The sequence below is a fragment of the Clostridium niameyense genome (assembly GCF_001243045.1).
Lineage (GTDB): Bacteria > Bacillota > Clostridia > Clostridiales > Clostridiaceae > Clostridium_F > Clostridium_F niameyense.
In genome coordinates this window covers 99736-114972 of sequence record NZ_LN849007.1, presented here as the reverse complement: position 1 = coordinate 114972, position 15237 = coordinate 99736, and the positions used below count along the sequence as shown (strand labels likewise).

20 protein-coding genes and 1 riboswitch are annotated in these 15237 nt (G+C 27.5%); of the genes, 4 read left to right on the top strand and 16 right to left on the bottom strand.

Translation table 11 applies throughout. The features are described from left to right. Window positions 1-30: 30 nt before the first annotated feature. From BN1711_RS01645 to yedE, 9 genes are all read right to left on the bottom strand, one after another. Window positions 31-1530: a bifunctional ADP-dependent NAD(P)H-hydrate dehydratase/NAD(P)H-hydrate epimerase gene (locus BN1711_RS01645; RefSeq protein ID WP_050606468.1), complete on the bottom strand. Its 1500-nt coding sequence runs from the start codon at window positions 1528-1530 to the stop codon at window positions 31-33. Then, window positions 1531-1905, bottom strand: coding sequence for a holo-ACP synthase (gene acpS / locus BN1711_RS01640; RefSeq protein ID WP_050606467.1), 375 nt, complete (start codon window positions 1903-1905; stop codon window positions 1531-1533). An 83-nt stretch (window positions 1906-1988) separates the two neighbouring features. Further along, window positions 1989-2345, bottom strand: coding sequence for a DUF6514 family protein (locus BN1711_RS01635; RefSeq protein WP_050606466.1), 357 nt, complete (start codon window positions 2343-2345; stop codon window positions 1989-1991). 202 nt (window positions 2346-2547) lie between these two features. Continuing rightward, entirely contained in the window at window positions 2548-3150 is a 603-nt protein-coding gene (locus BN1711_RS01630; RefSeq protein WP_050606465.1) for a hypothetical protein, read from the bottom strand. A gap of 83 nt (window positions 3151-3233) precedes the next feature. Beyond that, entirely contained in the window at window positions 3234-4562 is a 1329-nt protein-coding gene (locus tag BN1711_RS01625; RefSeq protein WP_050606464.1) for a Na+/H+ antiporter NhaC family protein, read from the bottom strand. Between the two features lie 75 nt (window positions 4563-4637). Continuing rightward, window positions 4638-4748, bottom strand: a riboswitch (SAM riboswitch). 75 nt (window positions 4749-4823) lie between these two features. Continuing rightward, window positions 4824-5660 (bottom strand): YihY/virulence factor BrkB family protein, encoded by an 837-nt coding sequence (locus BN1711_RS01620; RefSeq protein ID WP_243128188.1) that lies wholly within the window; start codon window positions 5658-5660, stop codon window positions 4824-4826. Window positions 5661-5803: 143 nt separating this feature from the next. After that, window positions 5804-6040, bottom strand: a complete 237-nt coding sequence (locus BN1711_RS01615; protein WP_050606462.1) for a putative Se/S carrier protein — start codon at window positions 6038-6040, stop codon at window positions 5804-5806. A 4-nt stretch (window positions 6041-6044) separates the two neighbouring features. Continuing rightward, on the bottom strand, window positions 6045-6248 hold the full coding sequence (locus tag BN1711_RS01610; protein ID WP_341472991.1) for a sulfurtransferase TusA family protein: 204 nt from the start codon (window positions 6246-6248) through the stop codon (window positions 6045-6047). Then, window positions 6238-7326, bottom strand: coding sequence for a YedE family putative selenium transporter (yedE, locus tag BN1711_RS01605; protein ID WP_050606460.1), 1089 nt, complete (start codon window positions 7324-7326; stop codon window positions 6238-6240). The genes BN1711_RS01610 and yedE overlap by 11 nt, the downstream gene beginning before the upstream one ends. A gap of 198 nt (window positions 7327-7524) precedes the next feature. Between yedE and BN1711_RS01600 the strand changes: the two genes are divergently transcribed. Then, entirely contained in the window at window positions 7525-8679 is a 1155-nt protein-coding gene (locus BN1711_RS01600; protein ID WP_050606459.1) for an aminotransferase class V-fold PLP-dependent enzyme, read from the top strand. Window positions 8680-8751: 72 nt separating this feature from the next. Here the strand turns inward: BN1711_RS01600 and BN1711_RS01595 are convergent, their stop codons facing one another. The 7 genes from BN1711_RS01595 to BN1711_RS01565 form a co-directional block, all read right to left on the bottom strand. Beyond that, window positions 8752-9189: a DUF134 domain-containing protein gene (locus BN1711_RS01595; RefSeq protein ID WP_050606458.1), complete on the bottom strand. Its 438-nt coding sequence runs from the start codon at window positions 9187-9189 to the stop codon at window positions 8752-8754. A gap of 167 nt (window positions 9190-9356) precedes the next feature. Then, window positions 9357-9713 (bottom strand): NifB/NifX family molybdenum-iron cluster-binding protein, encoded by a 357-nt coding sequence (locus tag BN1711_RS01590; RefSeq protein ID WP_050606457.1) that lies wholly within the window; start codon window positions 9711-9713, stop codon window positions 9357-9359. Window positions 9714-9724: 11 nt separating this feature from the next. Continuing rightward, window positions 9725-10573 carry an ATP-binding protein gene (locus BN1711_RS01585; RefSeq protein WP_050606456.1) on the bottom strand — a complete coding sequence of 283 codons (849 nt, stop codon included), beginning with the start codon at window positions 10571-10573 and terminating at the stop codon, window positions 9725-9727. After that, complete coding sequence (locus BN1711_RS01580; RefSeq protein WP_050606455.1) at window positions 10564-11394, bottom strand: P-loop NTPase; 831 nt, start codon at window positions 11392-11394, stop codon at window positions 10564-10566. The genes BN1711_RS01585 and BN1711_RS01580 overlap by 10 nt, the downstream gene beginning before the upstream one ends. Window position 11395: 1 nt before the next feature. Next, on the bottom strand, window positions 11396-11779 hold the full coding sequence (locus tag BN1711_RS01575; protein WP_050606454.1) for a NifB/NifX family molybdenum-iron cluster-binding protein: 384 nt from the start codon (window positions 11777-11779) through the stop codon (window positions 11396-11398). A gap of 179 nt (window positions 11780-11958) precedes the next feature. Then, window positions 11959-12393 (bottom strand): dUTP diphosphatase, encoded by a 435-nt coding sequence (gene dut, locus BN1711_RS01570; protein WP_050606453.1) that lies wholly within the window; start codon window positions 12391-12393, stop codon window positions 11959-11961. Window positions 12394-12632: 239 nt separating this feature from the next. Next, on the bottom strand, window positions 12633-12827 hold the full coding sequence (locus BN1711_RS01565) for a hypothetical protein (RefSeq protein ID WP_050606452.1): 195 nt from the start codon (window positions 12825-12827) through the stop codon (window positions 12633-12635). A gap of 268 nt (window positions 12828-13095) precedes the next feature. Between BN1711_RS01565 and modA the strand changes: the two genes are divergently transcribed. The 3 genes from modA to BN1711_RS01550 are packed head-to-tail and all read left to right on the top strand — an operon-like array spanning window position 13096 to window position 15232. Next, a complete protein-coding gene (gene modA, locus BN1711_RS01560; RefSeq protein ID WP_050606451.1) occupies window positions 13096-13893 on the top strand; it encodes a molybdate ABC transporter substrate-binding protein in 798 nt (265 codons plus the stop codon). Window positions 13894-13898: 5 nt separating this feature from the next. After that, window positions 13899-14576, top strand: a complete 678-nt coding sequence (gene modB, locus BN1711_RS01555; RefSeq protein ID WP_050606450.1) for a molybdate ABC transporter permease subunit — start codon at window positions 13899-13901, stop codon at window positions 14574-14576. 2 nt (window positions 14577-14578) lie between these two features. Next, window positions 14579-15232, top strand: coding sequence for an ATP-binding cassette domain-containing protein (locus BN1711_RS01550; protein WP_050606449.1), 654 nt, complete (start codon window positions 14579-14581; stop codon window positions 15230-15232). The last annotated feature ends 5 nt before the right edge of the window (window positions 15233-15237 follow it).

Sequence of the window (15237 nt, the reverse complement as noted above, 5' to 3'; positions counted from 1 at the left end):
TATATATTACAAAAGCCTTACATATATAAATTACACATTTTCAAATTCTTTTAAAACATAAGGAATATAATTTAAAATACTAGTAGCATCTACACAAAACATATCTTTAGATAACTTATCTCCACAATATCCATGTATGTAACTTGCTAAATAAGCTGCTTCTAATGGTTCATATCCTTGAGCTATAAAGGATGTTATTATACCAGTTAGACAATCTCCCATACCCCCAGATGCCATAGAACTATTCCCTGTTGGATTAACAAATAAAGTTTCACCGTCTGTAATTATTGTATTGTATCCTTTTAACACCAAGATAACTCCATATTTTTGGGCAAAATCTTTAGATATAGACAATCTATTTTCCCTTATTTCTTTTATAGTATATCCTGAAAGCCTAGAAAATTCCCCAAAATGAGGAGTTAATATCAATTTATCTTTAGCATAATTGGTAATACTTAAATTATCTTTTAATACATTAATAGCATCTGCATCTATAACCATAGGACAATCACATTTTTTTATAACTTCTAAGAATATTTCTTCTGTTTTTTTATTATTACCCATTCCTGGTCCTATAGCTATACAGTTACTTTTACTTACTAGATTGTTCAATCTCTCTTTTTCATTTATATTTATAGTCATTGCCTCCGTTAGCTTAGTACTTAATATGTTCTTAACATCCTCACTACAACATAGTGTGACTAGGCCTGCTCCTGACTTAACTGTTGATTGGGTTGATATGTACGCAGCTCCAGCAAATCCACTGCTTCCAGCAAAAATTAAAGCTCTACCATAGTCTCCTTTATGTGCATATTTATCTCTTTTTTTAATTTTATTCTTAATTATATATTCATCTATAATTGATTCATTGTTACAAAATTTATCAACTACTTCGTTAGGAATACCTATATCTTCTATAATTATATCCCCTATGTAGTCATCTATATCATAATTTAAAAAACCCTTTTTATATAATTGAAAAGTTACTGTTTTTTTAGCCTTTATACAATTTCCTCTTACCTTTCCAGTATCACTATCCATACCTGATGGTACGTCTATAGACAAAGTGTATCTACTATTTTCATTTATAATAGATATAGTGGAATCATATATGCCCCTAACATCTCTTTTAAGCCCTGTACCAAATATAGCATCAATAGTTACTTCTGAATTTTCTATACTATCTTTCATAATAGACAAATCTTCTATATTTTTAACTCTGTTTACTTTAATATTTAAATTCTTTAATATCTTATAATTAATTTTACAATCATCACTCATATTTTCATCAGAACCTATAAAAAACACCTCTATTTTTTTACCTAAGATATATAAATGTCTAGCTACAGCAAAACCGTCTCCACCATTATTACCTTTTGCACATACTATTGTAAAACTGTTCTTATCTAAAGATACATTTTTTATTACTTTAAGTGCTGCATTTTCCATTAAAATTACACCTTTTATTCCTAAATTATTTATACAATAATTATCTATATCTTTCATTGTTTCACATGAAGCTATTCTCATTTAAAACACCTCCATTAATGCATAAGCTACCGCATTATCCTCACTATGCGAAATACTTAGATGAATTTTGTATTTTCCAAAACTATTTGCTTTCTTTTGTGCATTATTTTTAAGATAAACTATTGGTTTTCCTAAATCATCATTTTGTATCTCTATATCTTTTAGACTAAATCCTCTAAAACCTGTACCTAAAGCTTTTGATATAGCTTCCTTAGCTGCAAATCTCCCTGCTATAAATTCCGTTCTCAATTTTCTTGACTTAAAATACTCTATTTCTTTATCAGTAAATAATTTATCTAAAAAATTTTTATTTCTTTTTATAGCAGAATCTATACGCCTTATTTCAATAATATCTATACCTACACCTAATACCAAATAAAGCACCTCCCTTATTTTATATATTAAAACATTGATTTATAATTTAAAAGAAAAAAGAGGATTTTTAATCCTCTCCAAATTTATATATGTGATACATTTTTAGAAACATAATCATAATCAAAAACATATTCATCAACATAATTTGAAACTATGTCTATTAAATGAATAGGTGATACTGAATTTTCGTAAAGCATTTTTAATAAATTATGTACTTTATACCTATATGGACTTATGTTTTTTATTTTATCTTTTTCTATATTTATCATATTTTTTCCCTTAAAGTCTTGCCTTTCAATTTCAATTCCATAGGATTGTAATTTTATATTGTCATATTCATACGAAAGGTAAATATCATTTTTTAGCAGTTTATAATAATACACATATTCCTTATTGTCAAAATGTTGTTTTTTAACTAGTACTTCAATTTCTCCTTTCATAACATATCCCCCTAACTGAAAAGTTTATAAGAATATGCTAACACATTTGATTTTAGAAATCTGTCATTTAATGATAATATAAGTTTTTTTTATATTCATTATCTTGACATTATTGATTATCTACTTTCATTTATAGTTATTTTTTTGTTTTCATATTTTTATATTACTATTAATATAAGAAGTTAGTTATATTTTTTTGTCATTAATAGTCGTTATTTGTCTTAACATTTATCATGCTATTTATGATTTTTTCTATGGTAATATAATCCAAATTAAATTGAAAACATATTTCTTCTAATATTAAAATAATCAGTACTATTATTGATATATCTTCTTTATTATAATTTACAAGATTATATTTTAATCTATATTTAACTATTATATCTTTTCTACATTTTAATTCACTGTATATTTTTATTAATGAATTATAGAAAACTTTATAAGAAACTTTTATAAAACTTTCCTTAATAATTTTATCTCCCATTAATAGATTTTTAATTAGTTTATTTAAAGAAGATATTCTATAATATAATCTCATTAAATTTTCGTAATCATTATATATAATTTTTGCTATTATAAATTCATCTATTATTGCTATATTTCCATCTGTATTAAACATTATAATTAAATCGATTTTTTCCTTTTCACTACCTTTCATTTCTTTAATCATTTTTTTCATATCTTCATTAAATTTTTTTTTAAAGCTGCCATCTAAAATGAATATTCTCATTTTCTCCACGATTACATCTGATAAAAAATCCGAAAAATTATTTGAAAATTTTTTAATACCATTTCCCTTACTCATTAAATCATCCTCTACTAACAAAAATTTAAATAAAAAAATTCTAATACTTGTAGTATTAGAATTCTTTTTATTTTTATTACTTATTAATCAATATTGCTAATAATATCTGTAGAATTTTTCTTAGTTAATCTAGGCAATCCAAAAGCTATAGCTATAAGAGCTGAAATTCCCATTAAGTATGGATAATATAGATAATGTATTATATCAAAAGGTGATATTTTAGCAACTCCCGCTGCTGCTAAAAGTTGAGCACCGTAAGGTATTAGTCCTTGACAAAAGCAAGAAAATGTATCTAATAAACTGGCACTTTTTCTTGGATCCACATCAAATTTATCTGCTATATCTTTAGCTATAGGTCCTGCCATAACTATTGCAATAGTATTGTTTGCAGTACATATATCTACTAAACTTACCAATAAAGCTATACCAAGTTCCGCTCCCTTTTTTGTTTTTATTTTGCTCTTTATTAAATTTAATATATAGTCTATTCCTCCATTATATTTAATCAGTTCAACCATACCTCCTATGATTAATGATATGATAACTAATTCTGTCATTCCTGCAATTCCTTTTCCCATAGATTGAAATAATCCTATTATATTAAATGATCCATAAACTAAACCTATGACACCTGAAAATACTATTCCTCCTAGTAGTATTGCTATTACATTTCCACCTAATAATGCAGATATTAAAACTGATATATATGGTAATACCTTCATTAAGGAATAATTATAATTTCCTTGCAGCACTGTACTTTTATTATAAGTTATTATAGCAAATATTATAGCTGTTATTACTGCTGCCGGTAATACAATAAATATATTCATTTTAAACTTATCTTTTAAATCACACCCTTGAGTTCTTGTCGCTGCTATAGTTGTATCAGATATCATAGATAAGTTATCTCCAAACATTGCCCCACTTACAACAGCTCCAAGAGCTAGTGCTAATACTATACCAGTTTTTTGCGAAATTCCTACTGCCATAGGTGCTAATGCAACAATAGTTCCCATAGAACTTCCTATAGATAAAGAAATAAAGCAAGCTATCACAAAAACTCCTGCAATTAATATATTACTTGGAAGTATACTAAGTCCTAAATTAACAGTGGAGTCTACAGCTCCCATATCTTTTGCTACTTGTGCAAAAGCCCCTGCCAAAATAAATATAAGACACATCAAAATTATATTTTGGTTTCCTGCTCCTTTGCAAAATACATCTAATTTTTTATTAATGGATTCCTTTCTATTCATTAACAATGCAAACATAGCTGATATTAAAAAAGGAACACTCATAGGTACAGCATAAAAATCTTTTGAAATTATTCCTATAATAACATACAAAACTAAAAATACTAATAGTGGTATTAATGCAAGAGGATTTCCCCTTAATAAATTATTTTTCTTCACAATTACTCCTCCATTCTATAAATAGCTAATAAAAAAACTTCCTGCAGATAAAAGGCAAGAAGTTGATTTCTTAACATCTTATCTACCAGGTTAAACCTGCTGGAATTGGCACCGTCTAAAATCTATAATAATTTTAGTGGTTGCCGGGCTTCGTAGGGCCAGTCCCTCCGCCTCTCTGGATAAGAAACAATATTCACTTTTGAGGATTATTATACAGTATAACTTCAAATAAAGCAACTTATTTTTAATAAAATTTTAAACTTAATATGTCTCTTTCTTTTTTAATGCATTTACTGCATTTATTTCTCCTCCCATAATAATTATTATAGAAGTTAAATAAAGCCAAACTAAGAATACTATTACAGTTCCTATACTGCCATATAGTCTAGAATAATTATTAAAGTGATCTACATAAAAAGAAAATCCTATAGATGCTATAATCCATGCTATAGTTGCAAATATAGCTCCAGGAAAAACCTCTCTCCATTTTAATCTTCTACTTGGTGTATAATAATACAATGCTGCAAAAATAAATGTAGTGGTTGATAACATTACTACATATCTAAATATATTCCATATTCTTTTAAATTCATAAGAAAATCCTAGCTTAAATAAAATTTTTTGACCTATAGCTCTGCCAAATACAAGAAAAATAATACTCATAATAAGTATTAAAGCTAAACCAAATGTACTTATGATTGTAATAAATAAAACTTTAATAAAAGATCTATGTTCCTCCACATCATAGGCTTTATTAAGCCCCCTTATAACAGCTCTAAATCCTGCTGAGGATGCCCATATAGTTATAATTAAACTTAAAGAAAGCAAATTTCCATTTTGGGTATCTACAATTTCTACTACTGTGTTATGTAATAGTACATATGCATTTTGTGGTAACATTTGCTTCATACCTATAAGCACATCTTCACTTTGAATAGGCAAAAATCCTACCAAAGTTATTAAAAACATTAAAAATGGAAAGACTGAAATAATAAGTCCATAAGCTAATTGTGAAGATAAAGCCAATACTTCATCATCAAAAAATCTATATATCAGAATTTTTATAGTTTTACCTATAGTCCATTTTTTCTTCTTCACTATTATAACTCCTTTTATTATTGTTATTAATATAATAATACATTAATAAATAATAATCCAACTAATTTGTATTATATGTGATAATTAAAACTATATAACATAAAATAGCAGTAATAAAAAATATTACTGCTATCTTATCAAAATTATTCACAATAGTAAACACATTCATATGTTTTATCCCTTACTATGAATATTTTTTCTATGTCATCTGTTATTATATTTTTAATATTCCCCTTATAAAATAACTTAACACCTATCCCACAATTAGAACTTAGTTTTCTTGGTACTGGCATAGTTTGATTCTTTATACCAATCTTATTTAAATATCTACTATATTTTATGGCTCCTGAATGAGTAAAAAATATTGCTATACATTCCATACAATTACTTCCTTGCAGACAAAATATAATCTTCTGATTTTTCTTCTATCTTAACATTATATCCACTTTTTTTCATGAATCTTTCCACATTCCCTTTAGCTGTAGCATTATCTACTATAACATCTATTCCTTCTGGATGTGCTCCTAATCCCTTTTTAGTCATTAAAACTGGTTGAGGACAAGATACTCCTCTAGCATCAATTTGCATCAATGTTAACATCCCCCTCTACTTTTAGTTTAATATCCTTATCTATATTAATGTAAGATACAGCAAGTACAAGTATAAATCCTAAAATTACAGCAATTTTACCGTTTGCAGTAGGTCCTTTAGGGCTAGCTGCCAAACTAAAATTGTGACAAAAAGCTGCTCCCACAAACATTCCCAATACAGCCATTACAGAATCTATATTTCCCTCTGCTGAAAGTATAAGCTGTCTCATTGGGCAACCACCTAATAGTATAGAACCCCATCCCGTAAGTACCATACCTATAAAATTCCATAAAGCATCTGTATGTGCAACAGTTTGTCCAGCTATTCCTAATTTAAATTTACCTATAATTAAGTTTCCCATTAATGCAAAAACAAATATTGATAAAAAGCCTGAAATTAAATAACTATCTTTAAACATTATAATATCTCTTATTCCACCAACCATACATAATCTAGTTCTTTGAGCTAATATACCAACAACTAATCCTGCAATTAGAGCAATAGCAATTGGTGCATGGGCAGCTCCTGGTCCTTTTTTACTAAAAAGTATTACAGCAGGTGCTGTTATTAATAATATAAAAAGTGCTATGTTTAATACTGGAAAAGCATAGCCTTCCATTTTAGTTAATTTATAATTTCTCTTTAAACTAAATCCTTTATTTAAGAATACAATTCCTATAGCAATCCCCACTATAAATCCTATAAGTCCAGATATAGCATTTAAATCTCCACCTGCTAGTCTTAATACCATTCTTAAAGGACATCCTAAAAACATTAACGCCCCTACCATTACTACAAAACCTAATATAAATCTTATGAATGGAGAAGATCCTCCCCTTGTGTCAAATTCTTTTTTAGATACAGCCATTACAAAGGCACCTAATACCATACCAATAATCTCTGGTCTTATATATTGAACAATTTTTGCTCTATGTAATCCTAATGCACCTGCTGTATCTCTTATAAAACAAGCAATACAAAAGCCCATATTTACTGGGTTACCAAAATAAACTAATAAAACTGATATGATACCAACTATAGCCCCAGAAAATATAATACCTTTTTTATTTTCCATTGTTTACATCCTCCTTTTTATTTGTTACTATGATATTGAATTATTGTACTATGCCAATTTCATTTTATCAGACAACCCATAATCTGTTAAATTAATTTTATTTATAATAGATCAATCAATTATAAAAAAAAATCATACACATTTTTAAATATTTTTATAAACACTTTAATAATTAAATATACTGTTAGGAGGATAATTATGAAAGGTATTTATTTGGATAACGGTGCTACATCTTTTCCAAAGGCTCCAGGAGTTGCTGATGCTGTCTGTACTTATATAAAAAATATAGGTTGTAATGTAAATAGAGGTGTCTATAGCAATTCTTTAATTGCAGAAAATATCGTCTTTGAAACTAGAGAATTAATCTGTGACTTATTTAATTTTCATAAACCTGAAAACGTTGTTTTTACGAAAAATATTACTGAAAGTTTAAATTTATTGATAAAAGGACTATTAAAAAAAGGTGATCATGTAATAGTCTCCTCTATGGAACACAATGCAGTAATGAGACCATTAACTTCCTTATCTAAAAATGGTATTGAAATCTCTCGAATTCAATGTAATGATAAAGGTGAATTAAATCCTAATGATGTAATTCCGCTTATAAAATCCAATACTAAAACTATAATTATGACTCATGCCTCTAATGTCTGTGGTACAACTCTACCTATTGAATCCATTGGTAATATTTGTAAACAAAAACATTTATTTTTTATAATAGATACAGCTCAAACAGCTGGCTTTTTTGATATAGATTTTAAAAAAATAAATGCTGATGCTATAGCTTTTACAGGACATAAAGGACTTCTAGGGCCTCAAGGTATTGGAGGTTTTATAATAAATGATAATTTATTACCTCTTGTAGATTCTTTAATAGAAGGTGGTACTGGGAGTCTTTCAGAGCATGAACTTCAACCTGAGTATATGCCTGATAAATATGAAAGTGGAACTATGAATATACCAGGAATTTATGGTTTGAACGCTTCTTTAAAATATTTAGGTACAATAGGTATAAAATCCATAAGAGAAAAAGAACTATATTTAACTAAAAAGTTTATAGAAAAAGCTAAAAATCTTAAAAATGTTAGAATTATAGGGTTGAATGGTGTTGAAAATAGAACTGCTGTGGTATCTTTAGACTTTATGAAAGAGGATAATGCACAAATAGCATTAATGCTTTCTAATGATTATAATATAATGACAAGATGTGGTCTACATTGCGCACCTTCTGCTCATAAAACTTTAAATACTTTCCCTCAAGGTACTGTACGTTTTAGTTTTGGTCATTTTAATACAGAGGAACAAATAGATTATACTCTAAAATCTATTAATAAAATATTAAATGGTATATAAATTTCTTTTATTTTTAACAATAAAAGAAATTTATCCACATCTTAATAAAACAACCATTAAGATGTGGAGATTTTATATTTTCTTGCACCATTTATGACAAAATCCTGTTCTTTTATTACATACCACATTACTCGAACCGCATTCTGGACAAATTTTTCTATCTTGTTCATATTTTATTTCGTATAAATTATTACAACTTAAACATTTAAATAAACAATGTTTTGTTGTATAGTTACCTCCATTTATATTTATAGCCTTACCTTCTGTTAATGCTATAGCTGATTTTTTTCGGGCGGCATCTATTATATTCTGAAAGGTTTGTCTGGATATACCCATTTTTTCAGCACATTCCTCTTGACTTAATCCTTCTATATCTTTGAGTCTCATAGCTTCTAACTCTTCTACTTTTAAGACTACCTCTTCTATTTCACATTTTTGTTTACCTAAAGGAATAAAATAAGTGCTTTGTGGAAAACGTTCTACCTTTCTTACTTTTATTGGCCTTGGCATATTTTTTCCTCCTTATATAAATAAGAAATATTATTTGTTATATAACATTATACTATTATATCGAATTTATTTAAAATGCTAATATAAAAATTTATAAAATATAAAAATAAATCCTATATAAGGTATCTCTATTTATAGAAATACTTTACATAGGACTTTAAATTAGTCTATTCGTTACAATGTCCTTCATGTTGATGTTCTGTACATATACTACCTGTAGATTTTAATTCTCCCCTTATATACTTTTCAATAATATCTTCACATAAACCTTCTGCTCCAACAACAACTTCTATATTATTTTGTGTGAATAAATCTTGTGCTGTTGCACCCATGCCTCCTGCAATTATAACATTTATTTCTAATTCATGTAAGAACTTAGGTAGAAATCCTGGTTTATGTCCTGGATTTTGTACAAAATCACTTTTCAAAATATTATTTCCTTCTAAATTATAAACTGTAAATCCCTCACAATGACCAAAATGCCCACTTACATATTTTCCTTCGCTTGCAATTGCAATTTTCATTTTAACTCCTCCTAAAATATTAATTTTTTTATATTACAATACATATTATTTATTGCATTATTAGCTATACTTTCTTTGTACTTAGTTATAGGTCTTAATTCATTTATAGACTTCATAACCATATCATCATATGGAATTTCTCCTACTAATTTTAATTCTTCCTTATCTATAAACTTCTTAATTTCTATACTGATTTGCTCATTTATATCATATTTATTTATGCACACCATAGTAAATATTCCAAAGTGTTTACATAATGAAACTACTCTCGTTAAATCTTCTAACCCAGACTTAGTAGGCTCTGTTACTATTAGTGCAGCATCACTACCTGTAATAGATGCTATAACGGAACATCCAATACCAGGTGAACCATCTATTATAGTTAATCTATTATCCTCATTAAAATCTTTACCAAGTTTTCTAATGGAAGTAATAAGTTTACCTGATCCATCACTTCCAATACCCATTTCTGCTCTTGAGATAATTCCCTTATCTATTTTTGTAATGAATATATCTGCTGCCTTTTCATCTTCTAAGGTTATGGCATTTGTTGGACATATTAATGTACACGTTCCACATCCTTCGCAAGCAAAATCGTCTATTTTCAAATTCTCTATAGCATTAAATCTGCATATACTTTCACACTTACCGCACTTTATGCACTTTTCTTTATTTATAAAAGCCTTTTTTCCACCTATAAAGTCTTGCTTCTTTATATCTTCTCCTTTATATATAAGAGAAAAATTAGGGGCCTCCACATCACAATCTATCCTTACTACATCTTTAAAAAGTTCAGATAATGCTGTTGATATAGTAGTCTTACCAGTTCCACCTTTTCCACTTAAAACTACTAGCTCCATCCTAGCACCTCCTTAGACCTTAACACTATAGAATCAAAAATATTTTTATATTTATCTTCTTTATAAAGCATCTCTCCATTAGAATAAATTCTTGCTACATCCCTACTATAGGGAATAGTTCCTATTATATTTATTTTCTCATTATGACAATACTTTCTTGTTATGTTTTCTTCTCCTGTATCTTTATTTATAATTATTCCGAAAGGTATTTTAAACATTCGTACAAGTTTTACTGCTAGTTTTAAATCATGTAATCCAAACTCCGTAGGCTCTGTAACTAATATAGCTGCGTCCACATACTTTAATGAATTTACCACATTACAAGAAGTTCCTGGGGGGCAATCTATTAAATTTATACCTTTAGGTAAATTTTTAAGTAACTGCCTAATAATAGGCACTGCCATAGGCTCACTTATATTTAATATACCTCTACTACAAATTAAACCTTTAATCTCGCCTTTATCAATAATTCCTATTTCTCTTTTTTTATAAGTTAAAGCACCATTTCTACAGGCAACTTCACAAGCACCACAACTATGGCATAACTTTTGAAATAACATAATGTCATTATTAACCTTTGCTAATGCATTAAACTGACAAGCCTTTGCACACTCCCCACAAGAAATACATTTATCATCTTCTATAAAAGGATATTCAACCATAACTTTTTCTTTATTTTTAATTTCAGGTTTTAGAAATAAAAATCCATTAGGTTCTTCTACATCACAATCTATGTAGTTTGCTTTTAAAGCTAAAGCAAGATTAGTTGAAATGGTAGTTTTTCCTGTTCCACCTTTTCCACTTAAAACTGCTATATTCAAACTACCTTCCTCCCTTAAATCCGTTTCCCATTCCATTATGTTCAGGTCCTGCTGTATCTAATTTACTTAATTCTTTATTTTTATATTTTTCTAAAACAGATTTGATAGAGATACCTTCACAACTATAAGCTTTAATATTGGCTGCATCTACTAATTTAAAAGCATTAGGCCCTAGCTTTCCTGTAATTATTACATCTACTTTTTCATCTATTAATTGCTGAGCTGCAACTATTCCTGCTCCGCCACCAGACATAGCACCTTCATTTTTAACAACTTTTAATTCATCATTATCCATATCATGTATTTGAAAATATTCACATCTGCCGAATCTTAAATCTAATAAATCTTCCATAGATTTACCCTTTGAAGAAATTGCAATTTTCATATTTTATTCCTCCTAAAATTATTTATTATTAATTAAAATTATTAATGAGTTATTAGCATTTGCCATTATTGTATCACCATATTTTGTTTATGTCAAATGCCAATAATAAAAAATACATCTTAAACATTAGCTTTTATAACTAACATTTAAGATGTACTTTTTATATCTAAAAATTTTAATTATTTAGTTCCCGTAGAACCAAATCCACCTTCACCACGATCTGAATTAGTTAAATCCATAGATTCTATTACGTTAACCTTTAATACTGGCTTTATTACCATCTGAGCTATTCTCATTGCTTTTTCTACCTTAAACTCTTTCTTAGAATGATTTATAAGTATAATACAAATTTCTCCTCTATAACCTTCATCTATAGTACCTGGTGTATTTAAAACTGTTATAGAATGTTTTAATGCAAGTCCACTTCTTGGTCTAATTTGTGCCTCTGTATCTTTAGGAAGTTGTATTGCTATTCCCGTATGTATTAATTCGCTTTCTCCTGGCAATATAATTTTATCTTCTATGGAATATAAATCCATTCCTGCATCACTTTTATGAGCATACTTAGGTATTATTGCATCTTCTGACATTTTCTTTATTCTTAAATCTAACATAATTTAATTACCTCCATTATTACTATAAATTCATTTTATTAATTCCTATAATTTATTATAAATATATTTTACTACTTAGTAAAATAATTAATTCTCCGTTATACAGTATGAGCATGACTATGATGAATATCTTGAGTATGTTTATGAAAATGAATACATTCCTCATGAGTATGATGACGATCATCATGACTATGACTATGTTCATGAGTCACATAATGGTGTATATGCTTATGATTATGCTACTCTGTGGATGCAAAATAAATTCCCATAAATCCAAATATACCCATTCCAACCCCTGCGCCTAAATATAAGAAAGCTGTCATTAGTGTAGGTGGAATTTCTTTTAAAAATAGTTTGGATATAGGTGAACTTATAGCATACAATAATGCTGCTAATATAGCAAATGAAATAGCTTTATATTCTTTATTTTTCATATAAATACCTCTCAAATATTATTTAATGAATTTATCAATAGCACTATTTAAATTTTCTAGCACTTTTTTATCTTCACTTTGTACTGCTTCTACTATACATTATTAATTCTCCTTTATATATCATTAACCATTTTCCTAGTAAACATTTTTGATATGATATTTTTTATAAATACCAATTATTAAATCTAATCTATTTATATATTTAAAAATACATATGTATATGCTATAGTAAATTTATATTTATAAATAGTTTTAAAGGAGAATTTTTATGAAAAAGATTATCACTGCTATAATAACTAGTTTTATGGTTATTGGATTAGTAGGTTGTGGTACTGCAAAACAATCTACGAAGTCTAAAGAATCAAAATTAACAGTTTCAGCAGCTGCAAGTTTAACTGAATCATTAAATGATTTAAAAGAAGGCTATGAAAAACAATATAGCTCTACTGTTAATTTAAATTTCGCATCCTCAGGACAACTACAAAAACAAATTGAACAAGGTGCTCCGGTAGATGTTTTTATATCTGCATCAAAAGATAAGATGGATAAGCTTCAACAAAAAGGTTTAATAGATAAAGATAGTAGAGAAGACTTACTTAAAAATAATTTAGTACTAATAGTTTCAAAAGAATTCAAAGATAAAATCAAAAATATTAATGACTTAAAAAATATCAGTAGTAAAGATAAAGTTGCTATGGGAGAACCCGAATCAGTACCAGCTGGTAAATATGGCAAACAAACTTTAGAATATTATAATTTATATGATAAATTAAAGGATAATTTAGTCTTTGGAAAAAATGTGAAACAAGTAGCTCAGTTTGTAGAGAACGGTGAAGCCGTAGCAGGAATTGTATTTGAAAGTGATTCAACAGTTTTAAAAGAAAGTTATGTTGCTGAAATTATAGAAGATAAAGCTCATAAACCTATTGTGTATCCTGTAGCAATAATTAATAATAGTAAAAATAAAGAAGCTGCCAAAAAATTAATAAAATACTTGAAAAGTGAAAATGGGCAAAAAACTTTTAAATCTCATAAATTTGTTCCAATAAAAAAGGCTGATAAATAAAAACTATGATTTTAAAACCTATAATATTATCATTAAAAATTTCAATTATATCTACTGTTTTTACCTTTTTAATTGGGACTTTTTTAGCAAGATTATTTACAAAATATAATTTTAAACTAAAAGATATATTAGAAAGCATTATAATATTACCAATGGTTATGCCCCCTACTATAACAGGCTACGGATTACTTATATTAATGAATAAAAGAGGTTTCTTAGGTAAGCTTTTACATAATATTTTTAATATTAATATTATATTTACACCTATAGCAGCTTGTATAGCTTCTTTTGTAGTATCATTACCCTTAATGTTTCAAAGCTGTAAGGCCGGTTTTTTAAATATAGATGTGGATTATGAAAATGCAGCTAGAACTCTTGGAGCTAATGAAATTATAATATTTTTCAAAATAAGCTTACCTTTAGCTTGGCCCGGTATAGTAAGTGGAATAGTTTTATCTTTTGCAAGAGCCCTTGGTGAATTTGGAGCTACTTTAATGGTTGCAGGAAATATTCCAGGGAAAACTCAAACTATCCCAACTGCAATTTATTTTGCAGTAGATAATGGTTATAAAAAAGTTGCAAATACACTTTTATTAGTAGTTACACTCTTTAGTTTTTCATTAGTATTTTTCTTAAACTCGTGGCTCAAAAAAAGAGATTATATTAAAAATCCTAGGAGATAATTATGTTATATTTAGATATACACAAAAGATTAGATTATTTTAATTTAGATTGTACATTAAAACTTAAAAATGAAGTTGTAGCCTTAAAAGGACATTCTGGTTCAGGTAAAACTACAATTTTAAATTGTATATCCGGAATAATAAACCCTGATAGTGGATTTATTAAGATACAAGATAAAGTGGTTTTTTCATCAAAAGATAAATTAAGCCTACCAATTAGAGATAGAAATATAGGATATGTTTTTCAAAACTATGCTTTATTTCCCCATATGACCATAGAAAATAATATTTTATTTGGAGTTAAAAATAAGAAAATATATAATCTTCAGTATGTAAATTATCTTATGGATATTTTTAAAATAGAGCATTTAAAAAAGAGAAAGCCAAATGAAATATCTGGTGGAGAAAAACAACGAGTAGCCCTTGCAAGGGCACTTTCAATAAAACCTGAAATATTACTTTTAGATGAGCCTTTTTCTGCTCTAGATGAAGATACAAAGGAAATAGTATATAAAGAGTTTTTAGATTATAAAAAGAATTTTAAAATTACAACCTTACTTGTAACCCATAATAAATATGAAGCAAAACTTCTAGCTGATAAAATAATTTCTATAAAAGATGGAGAGTTATCTAACAAAAATATAAAGGAGGATTAAAACCT

Coding starts and splice junctions, on each gene's coding strand:
- BN1711_RS01590 (WP_050606457.1), bottom strand. CDS start 9,713: ATGAAAATTGCAATTGCAAGCGAAGGAAAATATGTAAGTGGGCATTTT.
- BN1711_RS01600 (WP_050606459.1), top strand. CDS start 7,525: ATGAAAGGTATTTATTTGGATAACGGTGCTACATCTTTTCCAAAGGCT.
- BN1711_RS01635 (WP_050606466.1), bottom strand. CDS start 2,345: ATGAAAGGAGAAATTGAAGTACTAGTTAAAAAACAACATTTTGACAAT.
- BN1711_RS01610 (WP_341472991.1), bottom strand. CDS start 6,248: ATGCAAATTGATGCTAGAGGAGTATCTTGTCCTCAACCAGTTTTAATG.
- BN1711_RS01615 (WP_050606462.1), bottom strand. CDS start 6,040: ATGGAATGTATAGCAATATTTTTTACTCATTCAGGAGCCATAAAATAT.
- BN1711_RS01575 (WP_050606454.1), bottom strand. CDS start 11,779: ATGAAAATTGCAATTTCTTCAAAGGGTAAATCTATGGAAGATTTATTA.
- BN1711_RS01595 (WP_050606458.1), bottom strand. CDS start 9,189: ATGCCAAGGCCAATAAAAGTAAGAAAGGTAGAACGTTTTCCACAAAGC.
- dut (WP_050606453.1), bottom strand. CDS start 12,393: ATGTTAGATTTAAGAATAAAGAAAATGTCAGAAGATGCAATAATACCT.
- BN1711_RS01565 (WP_050606452.1), bottom strand. CDS start 12,827: ATGAAAAATAAAGAATATAAAGCTATTTCATTTGCTATATTAGCAGCA.
- BN1711_RS01630 (WP_050606465.1), bottom strand. CDS start 3,150: ATGAGTAAGGGAAATGGTATTAAAAAATTTTCAAATAATTTTTCGGAT.
- BN1711_RS01585 (WP_050606456.1), bottom strand. CDS start 10,573: ATGGAGCTAGTAGTTTTAAGTGGAAAAGGTGGAACTGGTAAGACTACT.
- BN1711_RS01645 (WP_050606468.1), bottom strand. CDS start 1,530: ATGAGAATAGCTTCATGTGAAACAATGAAAGATATAGATAATTATTGT.
- BN1711_RS01550 (WP_050606449.1), top strand. CDS start 14,579: ATGTTATATTTAGATATACACAAAAGATTAGATTATTTTAATTTAGAT.
- modB (WP_050606450.1), top strand. CDS start 13,899: ATGATTTTAAAACCTATAATATTATCATTAAAAATTTCAATTATATCT.
- modA (WP_050606451.1), top strand. CDS start 13,096: ATGAAAAAGATTATCACTGCTATAATAACTAGTTTTATGGTTATTGGA.
- yedE (WP_050606460.1), bottom strand. CDS start 7,326: ATGGAAAATAAAAAAGGTATTATATTTTCTGGGGCTATAGTTGGTATC.